Here is a 19,324-nt window from a genome sequence, read left to right as displayed (position 1 = left end):
ATAACGTCATGAAATTTAGTGACTTAGAACGTGAAGACAAAGCCGATTTTTGGGCCGTGGGTGACAGTGTCATAGGCGAAATACGACGGCGTTCCCGCGACGCCGCTTGCAAAATCAACGCCCTGAGCGCGATAGCCCAGTTCGAGGGAAAACTTGTCGGAGGCGCGCCAAGTCACACCTACGGCGGCGGTCCATGCGAAATCGGAGGAGACACCAAAGCCGCCGATGTCACCTTGCAAGTTCAGAGACCAGTCGCTGTTTGGCAGTTGTTTCTCATATCTGATGCCGATGTGGGGATCGACCCAGGAGTCTCCGGACACGGCTCTGGTGGTCAGGCCGCCAAGCGTAGCGGTGACATCGACATCTGTGTCCCACCACCGGATGCCGCCATACAGATCCAAGTTTGTGTCAGGGGTCTGTACCACCCGACGGAAAGCGACGGCGGTGAGGATGCCCTGAAAAATATCTGCGTTGGCTGTGCCTGCGCCGCCGGCGAAAGATCCGTTGTCGCTGAGATCCATGAAACCGTAGTCGATGTTAAATCCCCAGCCGGAGGTGTGGTAACCCTCGACGTAACCCATGAAGCCGAGGTTCAGGCGTTCGATGATGTCTGCGGGATTGACGTTGATGCCAGCGGTGGCAAGACGACCGAGGGTAACGTCGCCATCAATCGAAGGCGTCAGCACATAGGGAGCGACTTTCCACGACCATTTGTCTTGCGCGGCAAGGCCGGTCGGGAGGAGAAGACACAAGGATAGGCAACACAGACTGCGGGGCAAAGAACTCATGAAATTTCTTCCAACCTAAAAATAGGGGTGACACCAGCGTAGTCAAAAGAAGCCGGAAACTCAAAATTATTCCGGATGGGCGAGGTGCGGGTGACGAAATGAAAACGCCCGGAACCATTGCGGCTCCGGGCGATGGGGTGTGATCAGGCCGGCCGTTGTCGGGGCTGGCGTTGTCCTTAGGCGGCGGTTTCCACGTTAGCCGCTTCGAGATACTTCAGAACCGACTCTGGGGAGCTTTTGCCGTAGGGGTCTTCGCCGTGGTTGTCTTCAAGACCGGGCTCTTCAAACCAAGCTTCGACAACGCCATCGGTGACGATCGCCGCATAACGCCAGGAGCGCAGCCCGAAGCCGAGGTTGTCCTTGCGCACCAGCATGCCGACCTTGCGGGTGAACTCGCCGGAACCATCGGGGATAACGTCGACGTTTTTAACGCCCTGTGCTTCGGCCCATTTGTTCATCACAAAGCTGTCGTTCACCGACATGCAGTAGATGGAGTCAACGCCAAGCTCTTGAAATTTGGCGAAGTTTTCCTCAAATCCAGGCAATTGGTAGGTCGAGCAGGTCGGGGTGAACGCACCTGGCAGAGAGAACAGCACAACGCGCTTGCCTTTGAAGTAGTCGTCGCTGGTCATGTCCTGCCAGCGGAACGGGTTGGGGCCTCCTACGGCCTCATCGCGCACGCGGGTTTTGAACGTTACTGCGGGGACTTTTGCGCCAACTTGCATCGGTATTTCCTTGGGTCTGAGTTATTTCGATGCTGATCTATAATGATTCTAAAAATGCGCGCAATGCTGCAAATGCACAGTCCCGCCATGCGGGTGGAAATGCCAAAAATTTGGTTCAAATGCATAGCTGGGTTGCACCTATGGCCCTAGCGGTCGCGCTGCTCTATGGTATGAAATCGGAAATCAAATTTACCTTGGGGAAGTGAACCTTGCGCGATCTCAAAATACCTGAGCAACGGCATCCGGAGAAGGCACACCGTCCGGACAATGCCCAGCCGAAGAAACCCAAATGGATTCGCGTGAAAGCTCCGACCGGGGAAGGGTATAACGCGACCAAGAAGATCATGCGCGAGAACAAACTGGTAACAGTTTGTGAAGAAGCCGGATGTCCTAACGCTGGAGAATGTTGGTCGCAGGGCCACGCGACGATGATGATTATGGGCGAGGTCTGTACGCGGGCCTGTTCGTTCTGCAACATCGCCACCGGCAAGCCGCCGGAAGATTTGGATGTGTTTGAACCTGGCCGCGTTGCGGATGCGGTTGCCAAGCTGGCGCTCAACCATGTTGTCGTGACCTCCGTGGATCGCGATGACATCGAAGACGGCGGTGCCGAGCATTTTGCACAGACCATTCGCGCGATCCGCCATCGCAGCCCCGAAACCACGATTGAAATTCTCACTCCGGACTTTTTACGCTGTGATCCCAAAGTGTTGGAGGTCATTGTTGAGGCGCGTCCGGACGTGTTTAATCACAACCTTGAAACAGTTCCGGGATTGTATCCGGAAGTGCGCGCGGGCGCGCGGTATTTCCATTCGCTGCGCTTGTTGCAGCGGGTCAAGGAGTTGGACCCGACGATGTTCACCAAGTCGGGCATCATGGTTGGTCTGGGTGAAGACAAGCTGGCGGTGACGCAGGTGATGGACGACATGCGTGCAGCCGACATCGATTTCCTGACCATTGGTCAGTATCTTCAACCTACGCCCAAGCACCACGCGGTAGACCGGTTCGTGACACCGGAAGAATTCGAAAGCTATGAGAAAGCCGCTTATGGCAAGGGCTTTCTGATGGTGTCGGCGACACCGTTGACGCGTTCTTCTTATCACGCAGGTGATGATTTCGCGCGACTAAAGGCGGCGCGAGAAGCGCAAGTCTCGAAAGCTTAAGCATTTGATCATGCTCTGGAAAAGCCGCTTTCATAAGCGGCTTTTTGCGTTGAGCGGTTAGGGCAGTGCCTTGAGATAAGCGGTGACAGCTTCGCGGTCTTGCGCGGTGAGCTTGGACAGGTTCTCGACTACTTGCGCCATATGGCCACCTGCGCTGTCGAAATCAGGGGTGAAGCCTGTTTCAAAATAGTAGGTGATGTCGGCGTCGGACCACGTGAGGCTGGCGGGTGTGATGTCTGGAATGTTGCCTTTGCCTGACGGATCGGGTGCGCCGGACAACCAAGCGGTGCGGTCCATGGCTCCTAGAGCGCCGCGTGGGGTGTGGCATTCGCCGCAATGACCCATCGCCTCGACAAGGTACCGTCCGCGTTCGAGCTGAGCGGTCTCGGCGGGCATCACCCAGCTGTCATCCAGATACAGCCATTTCCAGCCGCCAACGCTGCGCCGGATATTGAAGGGAAAACCAACTTCATGCGGTTGGCTGGCCGTGTCGCTGGCGGGAAGCGTCGCAAGGTAGGCATGCAGGTCGACAACGTCTTGTGGTTGCATGCGGATATAAGATGCGTAGGGAAAGGCTGGGTAGTAGTGCGCGCCTTCAGGTGACACGCCGCGCAGCATGGCATTGGCAAGGTCCAATGCGGACCAGTCGCCGATGCCTTGGGTGGCGTCGGACGAGATGTTTGGGGCGAGAAAAGTGCCGAAATCAGAGGGAAACCTTTGTCCGCCCGACAGAACGGGCGCATCGGTGCTTTCGGCGTTGGGGGCTGTGTGACAGGAGGCGCAGCCAGCGGCATGGAAAACGGTTTCGCCGTGATCCACATCCGCAGTCAGTCCGGTCAGGGCATCAGCGGGCAAGGTGTGCGGGCGGGTGATCCAGAAGAATACGCCAAGGCCGATGAAGGCAAGGACGCAAATGGCGGAAATAAAGCGTTTCATGGCATCACCTTAGCATAAAAAGAACCGGCAGCCGAGGGCTGCCGGTTTATGCGGTTGTCTCAACAGATCAGTTGTTGGATTCACGATAGGCCTTGTGGCAGGCCTGACAGGCCGCACCCACGGGGCCGATGGCACCGCGCAGGGCCTCGAGGTCGGTTCCGGCGGCCGCTTTCATACCAGCGGCTGCTTCTCCGAGCGCCATGCCTTTGGCCTGAACGTCACCGTAGTTTGACCACATGTCGGCCTTGGCTTTGGAGTTGGCGTTGGAAGCGCTGTCTGATCCCTGTGGCCAGAAGGCGGCAGGGTGCAGCATCGTTACGGCCGCAAGATTGTCGGCTGCGGCCTGTGCGGCCTCGGCGTTGTATTCGATCTGACCTTTGGCCATGCCGCCAAGCGTTCCCAGAGAGAAGGCATAGAGTTGCATCTGTGCCTGACGGGCCTTTATAGCGTTGTCGATGTGGCCATCGGCAAACACGGCGGACCCGACAAGGGTAAGGGCGGCTGTGGCAAGGGCAATGGTGCGTTTCATGGGGCGTCTCCTGTGAAGATGGCTGCACGTGGATGGTCTGCAAAAATCCTAGCTGTGACGAAATCGAATACCATCTGCCATTTTTGCAGGCTATATATGCGATTTATGCACAGTGAGAATTGGGATGATCTGCGTTTTGTTCTGGCGGTGGCCGATACGGGCACTGTGAGCGGGGCTGCACGCAAGTTGGGGGTGAACCACGCGACGGTTTTGCGGCGTGTGGCAGCTTATGAGACACGCTTTGGCGTGGCGATTTTTGACAGAACGCCAAAGGGTTACACGGTGCGCGCCGATCGGGTGCGCATGATCGAGGCGGCGCGGGAGGCGGAAGCTGCGCTGGGATCTGTCACGCGGATGTTGCAGGGCGAGCAAGCTCCGGTGATGGGATCTGTGCGGGTGTCGAGCACGGATTCGCTGTGTCAGTTTGTGTTGCCGGAGATCATTGGTGCGCTTCACAAGGACGTGAGCGGGCTGCGGATCGCGTTGATGAGCACCAATGCACGCAGTGATTTCAGTCGGGCACAGGCGGATGTGGCGGTGCGCCCGACGGATGAATTGGGTGAAGACATGGTTGGCGACGTTGGCGCGCGGTTGGGGTTTGGCGTTTACGCGACCGATCCGGCGCCGGACGAATGGCTTGGCCTCGCGGGTCCGCTGACCCGTTCATTGGCGGCGCGCTGGATGGCGGAGCGGGTGGCGCCGGAAAAGATCGTGAGTGCGGCGGACAGCTTTGTGGTTCTGGCCTATATGGCTGGCATCGGGCTGGGCCGCGCGGTGATCCCATGCGTGCTGGGGGATGCGGATGCGCGTCTGATGCGCCTTGATCAAGGCGCGTTGCCTTCGGCACCAATCTGGGTGGCGAACCATGTCGACATGGCGGGGGTCAGCCGGATCGAGGCGACGCGACGCTATCTACTGGCCGGTTTGGACGACATGAAAGACCGTCTGTTGGGCGTCACGGCTTGATTTTTACCCGTACCTTGGGGTCGTTGGGAGTTGGCAGCAGCTCTTGCAGACCGAAAATCTGTTCGATCCCGTAGACCAGGAAACACAGGCCCAGCACCGTCGCGATAAGGATTTGCCGTTGGCGTGAGGGCGGATTGCGCACCCATTGCGACATTTTCAGGAAGTGGCGCGGGTTCATTCGTCGGTGAAGCGCACCTTGCCGATGAAGGGCAGGTTGCGGTTACGTTGGGCAAAGTCGATGCCGTAGCCGACGACAAACTCGTCAGGAATAGAAAAGCCAATCCAGTCGGCAGTGATGTCGGCCTCGCGCCGCGACGGCTTGTCCAAGAGCGCGATGGTTTTGATTTTGGCCGGATTGCGGGCCTCAAGCAGATGCATGACGTGGGTCAACGTGTGGCCTGTGTCGACGATGTCTTCGACCACCAGTACGTCGCGGCCTTCAATTTCGCCGCGCAAGTCTTTGAGAATACGCACTTCCCGGCTACTCTCCATGGAGTTGCCATAAGAGCTGGCCTCGAGGAAATCGACTTCGACGGGCAGGTCAAGTTCGCGCACAAGATCGGCGATGAACACAAAGGAGCCGCGCAGTAGGCCCACAACGATCAGTTTGTCGGTGCCTTCATACTCGTCGTGAATCTCCGCACAGAGGTCTTCGATCCGTGCTGCAATGGATTTCGCCGAGATCATTTGATCGATGACATAAGGACGCTTTGACATGGGACCCTCTTGATTTCCCCTAGGTCGCGCAGCTATGTGCGCGGGCAGGATAGTGAATAGCGACCCTGTTTGGCGCTGTCACGACGAAAATGGGACGACATGCCGACGCACTCTGAAACTCGAACGCTGCCGTACACGGCTCAGCAAATGTATGACCTTGTGGCAGACGTCGCGGCCTATCCGCAGTTTTTGCCATGGTGCGCGGCGGCGCGAATCCGGTCGCGGACGCCACAGGGCGCTGCGGAAGAGATGCTGGCGGATCTGGTGATTTCGTTCAAAGTGTTCAGAGAAAGATTTGGCAGCCGTGTGGTGTTGAACCCCGAAACCAAGCACATTGACACCGAATATCTGGACGGTCCTTTCAAGTTTCTGAAATCCACTTGGGATTTTGCCGATGCCGAAGGCGGGTGCGAGGTGACATTCTTTGTGGACTTTGAATTCAAGAACATCATCCTGCAAAAAGCGATTGGATTGGTGTTCAACGAGGCCATGCACCGGATCGTGGCGGCCTTTGAGGCGCGGGCGAAAGCGCTTTATGGCTGACAACAAGGAGAGTTGCCATGATCACCGAAACACTTGCGGCGTTCGTGGCAGAAACTTCTGCCCAATCGGTTCCTGAAAAGACGAAAGAGATGTTGCGCCTGTCCATGTTGGATTGGGCCGCCTGCGGGATTGCCGGAGTGGACGAGCCTGTGGCGCAAGCGTGCCGTGCCTTGGCCGAGGACGAGGGCGGGGCCGCGCAGGCGCATGTGTTTGGCGGGGGCAGGGTGCCGGCAAGGACGGCTGCGTTGGTGAATGGCGCGACAAGCCACGCGCTCGATTATGACGACACGCATTTCGCGCATATTGGCCATCCTTCTGTCGCGGTGTTTCCCGCAGCTTTGGCGATGGCGGAGCGCGAAGGGGCGGACGGGGCGGTGTTGCAGCATGCCGCGCTTTTGGGGATCGAGGTGAGCATTCGCGTCGGAGTCTGGCTGGGGCGGGATCATTATCAGCACGGGTTTCATCAGACCGGTACGGCGGGCGCGTTTGGCGCGGCTGCGGCTGCCGCACGTTTGCTCGGGTTTGACGCGGCGCGGGTGGCGGCGACGTTTGGTTTGGTCGCCACACGCGCCAGCGGGCTGAAGGCGCAGTTCGGAACTATGGGCAAGCCGTTCAATGCCGGTATCGCGGCCTCAAACGGCGTTGAGGCGGCGTTGTTGGTGGCGCAAGGCTTGGCTGGAAATCCGGCAGGGCTTGAGGTCGCTCAGGGGTTCGGGCCGACGCATCGGGGTATGGCCGACCCGTCGGCACTGGATGGATTGGAAGAGGTGTGGTTGATGGACACGATCAGCCATAAGTTTCACGCCTGTTGTCATGGGCTGCACGCCACGCTTGAGGCGCTTGGCGGAATGAACCGGCCAGCGGTTTCGGATGTGCAGAAGGTGGAGATTACAACGCATCCGCGGTGGATGAGCGTGTGCAATCAGCCTGCGCCAACCGAAGGGTTGGGCGCAAAGTTTTCTTATCGAATGGTCGCGGCGATGGCGCTGTGGGGGCATGACACGGCGGCCTTGGACAGCTATTCGGACGCGCTTTGCGCTGACCGTGATGTGGTTGCGCTACGTGATCGTGTTTCGGTTGTTGAGGATGACGCCTTGAGTGAAATGCAGGCACGAGTCGCCGTTACTCTGAAAGAGGGCACGGTGCTTACGGCCTATCATGATCTTGATGCGCCCATCGCGCTGGCCGATCGCGAGAAAAGGCTGCGGACCAAGGCTGAAGCTCTGGTTGGGCCGGAGAAAGCGCAGGATTTGTGGCGCGCGATCAATGCGCCGGAAGGTGCGGCGCAGTTTGGGACGCTTATTTGAGAACCAAAGGTGCCTCGGGCCGGCAGATAGGGGACCCTATTTCGGGAAGGCAGGCCTCTATGGCGGCGATGTATTGGCGCAAAAATTCAGGTAACTCGGCGTCGGCTTCCGTTTTGGCTTTGGCTTGAGCAAGCTCGGTTTTGGCCCGCGTGCCTTGCCCGTCATGGGCCAGTGCAAAGGCGAGAATGGCCTGAAAGAAGGGGCCGTTTCCGTCGCGGTCGACCCTGATTTCTTCCTCGGCTGCAACAAAGAACGCCTGTTTCTGCGCCTCGTTTTCAAAGAAGGTGCGGGTTTCGTACCAAAAGGCATTCAACAACATGAAAAATCCGGAGGGCGCGGTGGTGTCTCCCATGTCACCGGCGAGCGCGTAGGCGCGTTGCATGGGGCGCAGTTTACGGTCTTCGGCCCATTTTTCAGAGGACAGGTGCTGCTCCAGTCGTACGATGTCGTCAGGTGAAAAATTGCGATAGATCGGCAGGCCGTTTGACGGACATGCGGGCATGTGGGTTTGCCAGTCACATGTGGTCATAGGGCGAAAAGACATAGTTCGCCCCATTGTGGAGCAAGACGAGGGCGTGATGATCTCGAAAGTCTCGCCGCCAACCGGGCAAGTCATGGGTCTGTTCACGGGCGTGCCAGCGGCGGCGGGGGCTGTGGTCAGGAGTGCAAAGCACATGGCGACGGATTTGAAATTTGTCATTCAGGCAGGATGGTCGGGGTTTGTCCTGCAATCAAGACTTGCCCAAAAGAAAAGGGCGACCCGAGGGCCGCCCAGTCGGAGTGATCTTCCAATTCTTTAGGACGCGATGTCGTAGGCGCGTTCGCCGTGAACCGCGAGGTCCAGGCCGTTGACTTCGGTTTCTTCGTCCACACGCAGAGGTGTGATCAGAGAGACAACCTTGATCAGCACATAGGTCACAACAACGGTGAAGACACCAACCACAACGAGGCCGCCAAGCTGGGCTGCCCATGTGCCCTGACCAAAGACGGCGATCATGATTGTGCCGAAAATACCGCCGACGCCGTGGACTGCGAAAACGTCCAGCGTGTCGTCGATGCGCAGTTGATTGCGCACGAGGTTCACAGCTTCCTGACACAGGATGCCGGCGATGGCACCGATGGCCAGAGCTTCGACCGGACCAACAAAACCGGAGGCCGGCGTGATCGAGGCCAGACCGGCGATGGTGCCGGTGACAAGACCCACGAGGGAGGCTTTGCCATATTTGATGCGTTCCCACAGCGCCCAAGTCAGGGATGCGGTGGCGGCGGAGATATGCGTTACGGTCAGAGCCATGGCTGCACCGCCGTCTGCGGCGAGCTGCGAGCCTCCGTTAAAGCCGAACCAGCCAACCCAGAGCATGGCCGCGCCGATCATCACCATCCACGGGGCGTGCGGCGGGGTGGTGCGGTTTTTGCGCGCGCCCAGCATCACGGCCAACATCAGCGCTGCGATGCCTGCGGTTTCGTGAACGACGATGCCGCCGGCAAAGTCACGCACGCCGGTGTCGCCAAAGAGGCCGCCATCCGCCAGCATGCCGCCGCCCCAGATCCAGTGCACAACCGGTGCGTAGCAAAGAAGCATCCAGAGACCGGAGAAGAGCATCACAAAGCCGAAACCGATGCGTTCCACATAGGCGCCAACAATCAGCGCGGGGGTGATGATTGCAAAGGTCATCTGAAAGGCAAAGAACAGAACCTCGGGCAGGGTGCCTGAAAGCGAGTCAGCGTCGATGCCTGACAGGAACATCTTGTCCAGACCGCCCCAGAGGCCGGATGTGCCGCTGCCAAAGGCGATCGAGTAGCCCGCGACGAGCCACAGAACGCTCATCAAACAGGCGATGGCGTAGGTTTGCATGAAGACGCTGAGCACGTTGCGTGCGCGCACAAGGCCGCCGTAAAACAGCGCCAGCCCCGGCAGTGTCATGAACAGGACCAAGGCTGTCGCCACGATGATCCATGCGGTGTCCGCTCCGTTCATAATATTTCCCTCTTTGTCCCGTGAGTGATGGTTTTGTCGTCAAAGAGCGGAATTTCTGCGCAGCACAAAGGCGCAATTGCGTGCAAAGCGCTCCAAATGTGGGCGTTTTGCGATTTGATTAAAAAATGGGCGGAAAGCCGAGCGTGGTGATTATTTTGGCATCACGATGCGGAGGCGGCTGTCTGGAGCAGGGTGAGCGCGTGATTCCGCGCGGCCTCACGTACGTTGGCGCGGCCTATCGCACCAAATTCGACGGTTTCGGTGGTGCAGGCGATGTTTTGGCCTGCGCCATGTGCCAGACCAAAGCACACGCGGCCTTCGGGTTTGAATTCGGACCCGCCCGGGCCGGCGATTCCGGTGATCGAGACCGCAAGCTGCGCGTCGGAGTTGATCAGCGCGCCAAGCGCCATTTCGCGGGCGACTTCCTCGGAGACTGCGCCGTGGGCGGCTAGGGTCGCCTCGCGCACGCCGAGCATCTCGGTCTTGGCGGTGTTGGTGTAGGTTACAAAGCTACGCTCAAAGACGTCGGAGCTGCCGGCCACATCAGTCAGCGCCGCAGAGACCATGCCCCCGGTGCAGCTTTCGGCTGTGGCGATGCGAAAACCGGCGGCGCGGGCGGCGGTGAGCGTGTCGGCGGCGAGGCTCACATGAACACCGCATGCCAGAGGTAGCCAAGGATGGCGACGCAGGTCGCCGCCTGAACGCCTGCGACGATGTCGTCAAGCATGATGCCGAGACTGTCGTGGCGACGATCGGCCATGCCCACCAGACCCCATTTGGTGATGTCAAACAGGCGGAAAAAGACAAAGGCGGCCACAAGGCCGGGCCAGAGTTTCAGGATCGACACGCCGGCGTGGGAAGCGCCGAAGCTGACCACCCAGAGGGCGATCCACTGGCCGACCAGTTCGTCGATGATGATTTCGGACGGGTCTTCGCCCGGTCGGGTGGCGACCTGAACTTCTGTGGCCCACCAGCCAAGGGCGGTCATGACCAAGGTGGCAATCAAAAGCGCCCAGAAGCCGCCTGCCATGTGGATGGTAACGGCCAGTGGAACGGCGGCGGCAGAGCCGAGAGTGCCTGGCATCGAGCTTAGGTTGCCGAGGCCCAGCATGGTTGCGATCATCTTCGTCATTTTGTCACCAATGTTGCGGTTGCAATGGCCGCAATCCCTTCTTCGCGGCCGGTAAAGCCGAGTGTTTCGCTGGTTGTGGCCTTGATGGACACGCGGTCGGTCGAGAGGCCCATGATCTCGCCCATGCGGGCCATCATGGCGGGCGCATGCGGGCCGATCTTGGGCCGTTCACAGATCAGGGTGCAGTCAACGTTGGCAATCTTGAAGCCCATTTTGTCCGCCAGAGCCACGGCATGTTTAAGAAAGATACTGCTGTCGGCGTCTTTCCATTCCATGTCGCTGGGCGGGAAATGTCGGCCGATGTCGCCCTGTGCCAGCGCCCCATAGATCGCATCGGTGACAGCGTGCATCCCGACATCGGCGTCAGAATGACCCTTGAGCGCCTTGTCATGCGGGATGCGCGCGCCGCAGAGGATGACGTGATCGCCGTCCTCAAACGCGTGTACGTCAAATCCATTGCCCAAACGAACGTCCATAGTGCCTCTCAGATGTGTTTCCAGCCGGGCGAAATCCTCGGCTGTGGTGATTTTCAGATTGCTCTCCGCGCCCGCGACAATCGTCACGTCAAGACCTGCGGCGCGGGCCACTTCGACGTCGTCCGCCGCGCCGCCTTTATGGGCGCGGTGGGCCTCCAGAATCTTAGAGAAGTCAAAACCTTGCGGGGTCTGCGCGCGAAAAAGCCCCTCGCGCGATCGGGTACCTGTGACAGTTGCGTCCTTGCCGGACCACAAGGCATCTGTGACCGGCAGCGCCGGCGCGGCCCCAGTGGCGCCGCTGCGCAAGGCATCGATCACGGCCGAGATGGTGGATGCATCAATTCCGGCGCGCGCCACGTCATGAATGAGAACATGTGTGGTGTCGCAGTCCGCCAGCGCTTCGAGCCCGTTGCGCACAGAGGCATCGCGACTCGCGCCGCCCGTCACATGTTTCCCCGGCAGTTGCGCCGCAAGCGCCATGTCATCGGGGTGCAGAACCAGAACGAGGTCGTCGATGTCCGGATGCGCCTCAAAGGCGGCCACGGTCCAGTCGATCACACGTTTGCCAGCCAGCGGACGCCATTGTTTTGGCGCCCCCGGTCCGGCGCGGGTGCCGCGCCCAGCGGCGACTATCACGGCGGCAACTTTTGGAAGCGGTTTGGTCATGGCTTCTGTCTATGTCGTGCAACGCGCGGAGGCAATCGACCCATTGCGTGTGATTAAAATTTAGGCAATTGCATAAATCTGATACGTTTTTGGCGGCACTTTCATTGAAGGGTCGTTTGGACTCGGGTAGCAAAACCCCAATGCACAAGGATTAAGCACGTGACCGTTCAAGTCGCACATCTGACCCTGACACCTCCCGTCTTTCTGGCGCCGCTTGCTGGCATCACGGATCGCCCGTTCCGCGATCTGGTGAGTCGCTTTGGCGTGGGGCTGGTGGTGAGCGAGATGGTGGCCAGTCAGGAAATGGTGCAGGCCAAACCCGGTGTGCGTGAACGGGCGGAACTGGGGTTCGGGGACGCCACAACCTCGGTGCAACTCGCGGGGCGTGAGGCCCATTGGATGGCAGAAGCCGCGCGGCAGGTCGAGGCCAACGGCGCAACGCTGATTGATATCAACATGGGCTGTCCAGCCAAAAAAGTGACCAGCGCCAGCGGTGCGGGCGCAAGCGGATCAGCTCTGATGAAAGATTTGGATCACGCTTTGACCCTGATCGAAGCTGTGGTTGGTGCCGTGGACATTCCGGTGACGCTCAAAACGCGGCTGGGGTGGGACGACGACATGCTGAACGCGGCTGATCTGGCCAAACGGGCCGAGGATGCCGGCGTGCAGATGATCACCATTCATGGGCGTACGCGGTGCCAGTTTTACAAAGGCAGCGCAGATTGGGCGGCGATCGCGGGCGTCAAAGACGCGGTGTCGGTGCCGGTGATTGCCAACGGCGACATTGTGGACAGCGCCACAGCGAAAGCGGCGATTGCGGCCTCCGGTGCGGACGGCGTGATGGTTGGGCGCGGGGCGCAGGGCAAACCGTGGGTTTTGGCGCAGATTGCCGCCGAGGTGTTTGGAGCGCCTGAGCCCGAGGTGCCTGAAGGCGCGGCCTTGGTGGCGTTGGTGTCGGAACATTATGAGGCAATGCTGTCGTTTTATGGCGCGGATCTGGGCCTGCGCGTGGCGCGCAAGCATTTGGGATGGTTCATGGATGGCGTCGGCACGGAGGCGGCGACGCGCCGGCAGGTTCTGACCAGCCGCGATGCCGGTGAGGTGCTCGCGCTATTGCAGGGCGCTCTGACGGAAAAAACTAACAAAAACAATGAAGAGGCCGCATGAGCAACGATAGCGCAATATGGAGTTCGATGCCGGTTCCGGCGCTGCTTGTGGATCAGGATGACAACATTCTAAGCCTCAATCCGGCAGCGGAAACGTTTCTGAATGCCTCGACCAAAGCGATGCAGGGACAGCCGGTCTGGGACAAGGTGATGATTGACGCGCCGCTTGAGGATGCGTTTCACCGTGCCCGTCAACACGGCACTCCTTTGTTCGTGAACGATGCCGATGTGGGTACCGGTGATGGGCCTCCGGTGCAGTGTAATTTGCAGATTGCCCCCTTACAGGACAGTGGCGGGCAGATGTTGTTTCTGATTTCATCGCGCGAACTGGCCGGGCGCATGACGCGCAGCCAGGGGGTGAAATCGTCAGCGAAGTCGGCAATTGGCATGGCCGAAATGTTGGCACATGAGATCAAAAACCCGCTGGCGGGAATCACGGGTGCCGCGCAGTTGTTGTCGATGAACCTGTCGCCGGAAGACCTTGAACTGACGGATCTGATTGTCGCGGAAAGCCGGCGGATCGTGAAGCTTTTGGAGCAGGTGGAGCAATTCGGAAACCTGTCGCCGCCAGCGCGTAAACCAGTGAACATTCATGATGTTCTGGATCGTGCGCGGCGCTCCGCGCTTGTCGGGTTTGGCGCACATATGTCCATTGTTGAGGAATATGACCCGTCGCTGCCACCGGCCGAAGGGGATGCGGATCAATTGGTGCAAGTCATTCTGAACCTGTTGAAAAATGCATCGGAAGCATCTGATGATAATGGAAAAATACGCATCAGGACGTACTATGAGCACAGCTTCCGACTGCGGCGTGCGGATGGCGGCGGTCAACCTTTGCCGCTTCAGATCGAGATCATAGACGACGGGCCCGGATTGCCGCAGGACATTCAGGGCGACATCTTTGATCCCTTTGTGTCGGGGCGTGAAAACGGCACAGGGCTGGGGCTGGCATTGGTCAGCAAGATCATCTCGGACCACGGCGGAATGATCTCCGTGGACAGCATCCCCGGACGGACGGCTTTTAGGCTGTCGTTGCCACGGGCGAGCAAGGAAATACTGGAAAAATATGAGGGGAGCCTCTGATGGATGGCACGGTTCTGGTTGCGGATGATGACCGCACGATCCGCACGGTTTTGACACAGGCGTTGACGCGCGCAGGGTGCAAGGTTCATGCCACCTCGTCGCTGACAACCTTGATGCGATGGGTGGCTGAAGGCAAAGGCGATGTGGTGATCTCTGATGTGGTCATGCCGGATGGCAACGGATTGGAAATGTTGCCAAAAATCGCCGAGGACCGCCCTGGTTTGCCGGTGATCGTGATCTCTGCGCAGAACACGATCATGACGGCAATTCAGGCGGCGGAAGCGGAGGCATATGACTATCTGCCCAAGCCCTTTGACCTGCCGGATCTGATGAAGCGGACAGGCAAGGCTTTGGAACTCAAGCGACGCGCGCCGTCCGAGCCACAGGGCGAAAAAGAGCGCCCCGACGAGTTGCCTCTGGTGGGCCGGACACCCGCCATGCAGGCGCTTTATCGGCTTGTTGCACGGGTTATGAACACCGATTTGCCTGTGTTGATTTCAGGTGAGAGCGGCACGGGTAAATCCCTGATTGCAAAAGAGATTCACGACTTTTCGGATCGCCGGTCTCTGCCGTTTGTGGTGGTGAACGCAACGGATCTTGTGGACCTTGAAGGTCCGGCGCGGGTGTTGGCCAAAGCCAAGGGCGGAACAATCCTGTTTGACGAGATCGGCGACATTGATGACGAGGTTCAGGCCCGCATTGTGCGCATGATCGACACCCCTGGCGAGCACATGCCACGGTTTATGGCCACCAGCCAGATTGATCTGGAGCAGGCCATGGAAAGCGGCTCGGTCCGGCAAGATCTGTACTATCGCTTGAATGGCGCGACGATCCACGTGCCCAGCCTGCGAGAGCGGGTAGACGACATTCCATTGCTTATGGAGCATTTCCTAACCCGTGCCGAGCGGGACGGGGCCCCGGTGCGGGTGTTCTCAGCCGACGCCATGGAAATGCTTCGGACCTATAGCTGGCCAGGAAACGTGCGACAGCTTGAAAATGCGGTGCGTCGTCTGGTGCTCACGGCGCAAAGTGAAGAAATCGCGCTTGTCGAAGCCGAATTGGTTCTTGGAGCGCAGCCTCAGGTGGGGCCGTTGCTTGGTGGCGAAGACACCGAAAAGCTCTCCGCCTCGGTGGCGCGGCATCTGCGACGGTATTTTGACCTACATGGGAATATGTTGCCGCCGGCAGGCCTATACGCCCGTATTTTGCGGGAAATTGAGCTTCCACTGATCGAAATTGCTTTGGATGCCACCGGTGGCAATCAGGCGAAATGCGCTGATTTGCTTGGCATCAACCGAAATACCCTGCGGAAAAAAATCTCGGATCTTGATATTCACGTGACACGGCGCCGTAAGTTGATGTAAAAAGGCCACATAACCGTGACGTTTTGGCCGCAGGCCATTGATCACACATAATATGGCGGTGTGCCGCAGAAGTGGCACTATATCAATTGAGGTCGTCGGGTGGCGAGCCGGACTGAATCTTTGCATTGGACCAGATTTCGACGTCTGAGGCGCCAGAGGCGAGCCCAGAATGTCGCAACTCTTGGTCTGGTCGTGCTTGGCCCCGTGTTGGCTTTGTCCACGTTTTTGGCGATGGGGCCATTTTCGCTGGGGGCCAACTCTGGCGCGTTGCGTTCCATTTTGCTGGCCGATCTTGTCTATGTGCTTGTGGTGGCGGCATTGGTTTTGCGGCGTGTCGCCAGCGTGATCGCGTCACGCCGTGCCAAATCGGCCGGGTCACGACTGCATCTGCGATTGACTGGTGCCTTTGCGGTTTTGGCGCTGGTGCCGGCAGTCACGGTCGCCGTTTTCGCAGGATTAACGGTGAATATCGGCTTGGAAGGCTGGTTCAGCGAACGTGTGCGTGAAGTGGTTGGCAACTCTGTGGCCGCAGCGCAAGCCTATGAAGCCGAACATGTCATTGACCTAGAAGCCGATGCGCAGGCGCTTGCGAAATTTCTAGACGACAACCGCCGACGGGTTCTGTTTATGGACGACGGTGCGGTGCGGGTGGTGTTGACCAACGGCCAGAGCCAGATTCAAAGGGGGCTGAAGGAAGCCTATGTGATCGACGGATCGGGCGAGATTCGCGCACGAGGAGAACGGTCCTATCTCTTTGGCTATGACTTGCCGGATCGCGAGGCCTTTCAGTCGGCCGAAAATGTTGGCATGCACATCATCCGCGACATCGACAACAGCGAGCTTCGTGCGCTGGTGCGGCTGAATGCCTTTTCTGACCAGTACTTGTACGTCAGTCGCGAAGTCGACGCCGAAATCTTCTTTCTGTTGGATGAAACCCGTGAATCCGCCCAGCTTTATGAGCAACTGGAAGCTGAGCGTGGGCGGGTGCTGTTTGAATTTGGCCTGATCTACATTGGATTTGCCGTGATCCTGATCCTTGCGGCGATCTGGATGGGTATGTGGTTTGCAGAGCGTCTGTCGCGGCCTGTAGGCCGGTTGACGGACGCGGCGCAGCGGGTCGGTGCCGGTGATCTGGATGTGCAGGTTCTCGAGGAAGATGGCGATGACGAGATTGCCATGCTTGGGCGGTACTTCAACCAGATGACCAAGCAGCTCAAGGTGCAGCGCGAGACTTTGCTCGACAACAACCGCCAGATAGAGCGCCGCCGCCGGATGTTTGATTCCGTGCTGAGTTCGGTGACGTCCGGGGTTGTTGGCTTGGACAGTGAGGGGCGGGTGGCTTTTGTGAACCGCTCGGCGCAAAGGCTTTTGGATTGGTCGGACGACCAACAGGACGTCGTGCTGGCTGTTGCGGTGCCGGAATTCGGGGCGTTGCTTGAAGAGGTGCAATCCAGCGGTCGTGAGGTGGCACAGCAGGAAATCAAAGTCACACGGGCAGGGCGGCTGGAAAACCTGCTGGTGCGCATGGCGACGCGGCGGCGGGACGACGGCTCGCTTGAGGGCTATGTGGTTGCCTTTGACGATGTGACGGACCTCGTGTCGGCACAGCGCATGGCCGCGTGGGGCGATGTGGCCCGCCGGATTGCGCATGAAATCAAGAACCCGCTGACCCCCATTCAGTTGAGCGCGGAGAGGATCAGCCGCAAGTTTGCCAAGGAAGTTGCCGAGCCCGAAAAGCTTGAGCAGATGACCGAAGTGATTGTGCGCCAGACCAATGACCTGCGCCGGATCGTTGACGAGTTTTCGAAATTCGCGCGGATGCCCGAACCGGAACGTAAAAGTGTGGACCTATGTGAATTGGTGCAAGGGGTGCTTTTGTTGCAGGAGGCCGGGCAGCCCGATGTGACGTTTAAGGTTGATATCGCGCCGGGACCGGTAATGGCGGATCTGGATGGCACCATGATCACGCAAGCCCTGACCAACCTTGTTAAGAATGCGGGCGAAGCCATTGAAAGTTTGCAGGAAAAATCTCCTGACATCTCCGTATCGCCCGAGATTCGTGTGGATCTGGGCCTGTCTGGAAATGTGGCGGTGATCACCATTGCCGACAATGGCATTGGTTTGCCCGCAGATCGCGCGCGACTGTTTGAGCCCTATGTGACAACGCGGGACAAAGGCACGGGGCTCGGATTGCCGATTGTGAAAAAGATTATCGAAGAACACGGCGGACAGCTTGAGCTGATTGATGCGCCGGAATTTGAGGGAAATGCCCACGTGGGTGCCATGGCGCGGGTCACGCTGCCGGTGCAGGGTGTGGTGGAAAAGAAGAAAGGTGAGTTGGCAGTATGAGTGACATTCTGATTGTGGATGACGAGCGCGATATTCGTGAGCTGATCTCTGACATTCTCGAAGACGAGGGCTTTGCCACACGCAAGGCAGGCAACTCGGACGATGCGATGAAAGCGGTTACGGACCAACAGCCGGCTCTGATGATCCTCGATATTTGGCTTAAGGACAGCAATATGGATGGCATCGACATCCTGAAGGCCGTCAAGCACGAGTATCCAGAAGTGCCGGTGGTGATTATTTCCGGACATGGCAACATCGAAATCGCGGTCGCGGCCATCAAACAGGGTGCGTACGACTTCATCGAGAAGCCCTTCAATATTGATCAGTTGATGGTTGTTATTCGGCGCGCGATGGAAACCAGCCGTTTGCGGCGGGAAAACACGGAATTGAAGCGTCAGGACGGACCTCCTGCCGAATTGATCGGCGAGAGCGCGGCGTTCCGAACGATGGTTGGTCAACTGGAGAAAGTGACGCGCTCCAATGGCCGAGTGATGCTGACCGGACCGGCGGGCGTCGGCAAAGATGTTGCTGCGCGTTATATCCATTCCAATTCAAACCGCGCCTCGGGCCCTTTTGTGACGGTGTCTTGCGCCGGCATGGACCCTGATCGTGTCGAGGAGATGCTGTTTGGCCGAGAAAGCGCCGATCGCGGCGTGGAACCAGGACTTTTGGAGCAGGCGCACGGGGGTATCATTTATTTCGATGAAGTCGCGGACATGCCGCTTGCGGCGCAGTCCAAAATCCTGCGGGTGCTGGTGGATCAGCAGTTCCAGAGGGTTGGCGGTGGCGACAAGGTGAAGGTGGATCTGCGGGTGATCTCGTCGACTAACAAGGATCTGGAGGCCGAAATCGACGCAGGCACATTCCGTCAGGAACTGTTTCACCGCTTGAATGTGGTGCCGATCGCGGTGCCTTCGCTTGAAGAACGACGAGAGGATATTCCGGCGCTGGCCGAGTATTTCATTTCGGGCTTCAATGATCAGCAGGGTTTGCCGCAACGCGATCTGAGCGAGGACGCTATTGCGTTGATGCAGACCATGATTTGGCCGGGCAACGTGCGTCAGCTTAAGAACCTGATCGAACGGGTGTTGATTTTGGGCGACGGCAGCGGGCCGATTGAGGCGTCAGAGTTGCCGGAAGAGGGCGGCCCGGGCGGAGAGGAAGACGGGCGCGTTGTGCTGTCCGGCGCCTTGGCCACCTTGCCGCTGAGGGAAGCCCGCGAGGCTTTTGAACGTGAATATCTTCTGACACAGATCAACCGCTTTGGCGGCAACATCAGCCGGACCGCCAATTTTGTTGGCATGGAGCGCAGCGCGCTGCACCGCAAGCTGAAGTCCCTGGGCGTTGTGACGTCCAACAAGTCAGGCGCGCGTGTTGCGCGCGTGACGGATGAGGACGACGGAGACGAGCGGCAGGCGGGATGATCCCGCCTGAAC

At 58.8% G+C, this 19,324-nt stretch carries 20 protein-coding genes; 10 read left to right on the top strand and 10 right to left on the bottom strand.

Annotation, left to right across the window (positions count from 1 at the left end; all coding sequences use genetic code 11):
• Positions 1-23: 23 nt before the first annotated feature.
• Complete coding sequence (locus BM069_RS04135) at positions 24-788, bottom strand: hypothetical protein (protein ID WP_093320577.1); 765 nt, start codon at positions 786-788, stop codon at positions 24-26.
• A 176-nt stretch (positions 789-964) separates the two neighbouring features.
• Positions 965-1,513, bottom strand: a complete 549-nt coding sequence (locus tag BM069_RS04130; RefSeq protein WP_093320574.1) for a peroxiredoxin — start codon at positions 1,511-1,513, stop codon at positions 965-967.
• 29 nt (positions 1,514-1,542) lie between these two features.
• Between BM069_RS04130 and BM069_RS19755 the strand changes: the two genes are divergently transcribed.
• Together BM069_RS19755 and lipA are read left to right on the top strand one after the other, a co-directional pair.
• The gene (locus tag BM069_RS19755; protein ID WP_170846669.1) at positions 1,543-1,719 is read left to right on the top strand and encodes a hypothetical protein; all 177 of its coding nucleotides are present in this window, start codon (positions 1,543-1,545) and stop codon (positions 1,717-1,719) included.
• A 3-nt stretch (positions 1,720-1,722) separates the two neighbouring features.
• Positions 1,723-2,676, top strand: a complete 954-nt coding sequence (lipA, locus tag BM069_RS04125) for a lipoyl synthase (protein WP_093320571.1) — start codon at positions 1,723-1,725, stop codon at positions 2,674-2,676.
• 57 nt (positions 2,677-2,733) lie between these two features.
• On the opposite strand, the gene BM069_RS04120 is transcribed toward lipA, so the two are convergent.
• Both BM069_RS04120 and BM069_RS04115 read right to left on the bottom strand, forming a co-directional pair.
• Positions 2,734-3,612 carry a cytochrome c gene (locus BM069_RS04120; protein WP_093320569.1) on the bottom strand — a complete coding sequence of 293 codons (879 nt, stop codon included), beginning with the start codon at positions 3,610-3,612 and terminating at the stop codon, positions 2,734-2,736.
• 67 nt (positions 3,613-3,679) lie between these two features.
• Positions 3,680-4,141, bottom strand: coding sequence for a c-type cytochrome (locus tag BM069_RS04115; protein ID WP_093320566.1), 462 nt, complete (start codon positions 4,139-4,141; stop codon positions 3,680-3,682).
• Positions 4,142-4,237: 96 nt separating this feature from the next.
• Between BM069_RS04115 and BM069_RS04110 the strand changes: the two genes are divergently transcribed.
• Positions 4,238-5,107 carry a LysR family transcriptional regulator gene (locus tag BM069_RS04110; protein ID WP_170846668.1) on the top strand — a complete coding sequence of 290 codons (870 nt, stop codon included), beginning with the start codon at positions 4,238-4,240 and terminating at the stop codon, positions 5,105-5,107.
• 174 nt (positions 5,108-5,281) lie between these two features.
• On the opposite strand, the gene hpt is transcribed toward BM069_RS04110, so the two are convergent.
• Complete coding sequence (gene hpt / locus BM069_RS04100) at positions 5,282-5,824, bottom strand: hypoxanthine phosphoribosyltransferase (protein WP_093320557.1); 543 nt, start codon at positions 5,822-5,824, stop codon at positions 5,282-5,284.
• Between the two features lie 99 nt (positions 5,825-5,923).
• Here hpt and BM069_RS04095 point away from each other — a divergent pair, with 99 nt between their 5' ends.
• Both BM069_RS04095 and BM069_RS04090 read left to right on the top strand, forming a co-directional pair.
• Positions 5,924-6,367, top strand: a complete 444-nt coding sequence (locus tag BM069_RS04095) for a type II toxin-antitoxin system RatA family toxin (RefSeq protein ID WP_093320554.1) — start codon at positions 5,924-5,926, stop codon at positions 6,365-6,367.
• A 17-nt stretch (positions 6,368-6,384) separates the two neighbouring features.
• Complete coding sequence (locus BM069_RS04090) at positions 6,385-7,674, top strand: MmgE/PrpD family protein (RefSeq protein ID WP_093320553.1); 1,290 nt, start codon at positions 6,385-6,387, stop codon at positions 7,672-7,674.
• On the opposite strand, the gene BM069_RS04085 is transcribed toward BM069_RS04090, so the two are convergent.
• The 5 genes from BM069_RS04085 to BM069_RS04060 form a co-directional block, all read right to left on the bottom strand.
• Entirely contained in the window at positions 7,667-8,218 is a 552-nt protein-coding gene (locus BM069_RS04085) for a hypothetical protein (RefSeq protein WP_139216134.1), read from the bottom strand. The genes BM069_RS04090 and BM069_RS04085 overlap by 8 nt on opposite strands.
• Positions 8,219-8,470: 252 nt before the next feature.
• Entirely contained in the window at positions 8,471-9,652 is a 1,182-nt protein-coding gene (locus BM069_RS04075) for an ammonium transporter (RefSeq protein ID WP_093320545.1), read from the bottom strand.
• 161 nt (positions 9,653-9,813) lie between these two features.
• Positions 9,814-10,299, bottom strand: a complete 486-nt coding sequence (locus BM069_RS04070) for a CinA family protein (RefSeq protein ID WP_093320542.1) — start codon at positions 10,297-10,299, stop codon at positions 9,814-9,816.
• Positions 10,296-10,784 carry a phosphatidylglycerophosphatase A family protein gene (locus BM069_RS04065; protein ID WP_093320539.1) on the bottom strand — a complete coding sequence of 163 codons (489 nt, stop codon included), beginning with the start codon at positions 10,782-10,784 and terminating at the stop codon, positions 10,296-10,298. The genes BM069_RS04070 and BM069_RS04065 overlap by 4 nt, the downstream gene beginning before the upstream one ends.
• The gene (locus BM069_RS04060) at positions 10,781-11,926 is read right to left on the bottom strand and encodes a bifunctional 2-C-methyl-D-erythritol 4-phosphate cytidylyltransferase/2-C-methyl-D-erythritol 2,4-cyclodiphosphate synthase (protein WP_093320537.1); all 1,146 of its coding nucleotides are present in this window, start codon (positions 11,924-11,926) and stop codon (positions 10,781-10,783) included. Before BM069_RS04060 ends, BM069_RS04065 begins: the two co-directional genes overlap by 4 nt.
• Positions 11,927-12,085: 159 nt before the next feature.
• Here BM069_RS04060 and dusB point away from each other — a divergent pair, with 159 nt between their 5' ends.
• The 5 genes from dusB to ntrX all read left to right on the top strand — a co-directional run bounded on the left by dusB (position 12,086) and on the right by ntrX (position 19,312).
• Entirely contained in the window at positions 12,086-13,093 is a 1,008-nt protein-coding gene (dusB, locus tag BM069_RS04055; RefSeq protein WP_244503523.1) for a tRNA dihydrouridine synthase DusB, read from the top strand.
• A complete protein-coding gene (locus tag BM069_RS04050; protein ID WP_093320534.1) occupies positions 13,090-14,175 on the top strand; it encodes a two-component system sensor histidine kinase NtrB in 1,086 nt (361 codons plus the stop codon). The genes dusB and BM069_RS04050 overlap by 4 nt, the downstream gene beginning before the upstream one ends.
• A complete protein-coding gene (locus BM069_RS04045; protein WP_093320531.1) occupies positions 14,175-15,539 on the top strand; it encodes a response regulator in 1,365 nt (454 codons plus the stop codon). Before BM069_RS04050 ends, BM069_RS04045 begins: the two co-directional genes overlap by 1 nt.
• Positions 15,540-15,638: 99 nt before the next feature.
• Positions 15,639-17,888, top strand: a complete 2,250-nt coding sequence (locus BM069_RS04040; RefSeq protein WP_244503522.1) for a sensor histidine kinase NtrY-like — start codon at positions 15,639-15,641, stop codon at positions 17,886-17,888.
• Entirely contained in the window at positions 17,885-19,312 is a 1,428-nt protein-coding gene (ntrX, locus tag BM069_RS04035; protein WP_093320528.1) for a nitrogen assimilation response regulator NtrX, read from the top strand. The genes BM069_RS04040 and ntrX overlap by 4 nt, the downstream gene beginning before the upstream one ends.
• Positions 19,313-19,324 lie beyond the last annotated feature (12 nt).

This window comes from Shimia haliotis, assembly GCF_900114415.1.
Taxonomy (GTDB): Bacteria; Pseudomonadota; Alphaproteobacteria; order Rhodobacterales; family Rhodobacteraceae; genus Shimia; species Shimia haliotis.
The sequence above is the reverse complement of the archived record's forward strand: the minus strand, read 5'-3'. Positions and strand labels throughout refer to the sequence as shown.

Bases quoted from the DNA above. Each gene is read 5' to 3' on its own strand.
- BM069_RS04095 (WP_093320554.1), top strand. From the start codon at position 5,924: ATGCCGACGCACTCTGAAACTCGAACGCTGCCGTACACGGCTCAGCAA.
- BM069_RS04045 (WP_093320531.1), top strand. From the start codon at position 14,175: ATGGATGGCACGGTTCTGGTTGCGGATGATGACCGCACGATCCGCACG.
- BM069_RS04060 (WP_093320537.1), bottom strand. From the start codon at position 11,926: ATGACCAAACCGCTTCCAAAAGTTGCCGCCGTGATAGTCGCCGCTGGG.
- BM069_RS04110 (WP_170846668.1), top strand. From the start codon at position 4,238: ATGCGATTTATGCACAGTGAGAATTGGGATGATCTGCGTTTTGTTCTG.
- BM069_RS19755 (WP_170846669.1), top strand. From the start codon at position 1,543: ATGCTGATCTATAATGATTCTAAAAATGCGCGCAATGCTGCAAATGCA.
- BM069_RS04090 (WP_093320553.1), top strand. From the start codon at position 6,385: ATGATCACCGAAACACTTGCGGCGTTCGTGGCAGAAACTTCTGCCCAA.
- BM069_RS04085 (WP_139216134.1), bottom strand. From the start codon at position 8,218: ATGTCTTTTCGCCCTATGACCACATGTGACTGGCAAACCCACATGCCC.
- BM069_RS04135 (WP_093320577.1), bottom strand. From the start codon at position 788: ATGAGTTCTTTGCCCCGCAGTCTGTGTTGCCTATCCTTGTGTCTTCTC.
- BM069_RS04075 (WP_093320545.1), bottom strand. From the start codon at position 9,652: ATGAACGGAGCGGACACCGCATGGATCATCGTGGCGACAGCCTTGGTC.
- BM069_RS04130 (WP_093320574.1), bottom strand. From the start codon at position 1,513: ATGCAAGTTGGCGCAAAAGTCCCCGCAGTAACGTTCAAAACCCGCGTG.
- BM069_RS04050 (WP_093320534.1), top strand. From the start codon at position 13,090: ATGAGCAACGATAGCGCAATATGGAGTTCGATGCCGGTTCCGGCGCTG.
- ntrX (WP_093320528.1), top strand. From the start codon at position 17,885: ATGAGTGACATTCTGATTGTGGATGACGAGCGCGATATTCGTGAGCTG.
- BM069_RS04065 (WP_093320539.1), bottom strand. From the start codon at position 10,784: ATGACGAAGATGATCGCAACCATGCTGGGCCTCGGCAACCTAAGCTCG.
- BM069_RS04115 (WP_093320566.1), bottom strand. From the start codon at position 4,141: ATGAAACGCACCATTGCCCTTGCCACAGCCGCCCTTACCCTTGTCGGG.
- BM069_RS04120 (WP_093320569.1), bottom strand. From the start codon at position 3,612: ATGAAACGCTTTATTTCCGCCATTTGCGTCCTTGCCTTCATCGGCCTT.
- hpt (WP_093320557.1), bottom strand. From the start codon at position 5,824: ATGTCAAAGCGTCCTTATGTCATCGATCAAATGATCTCGGCGAAATCC.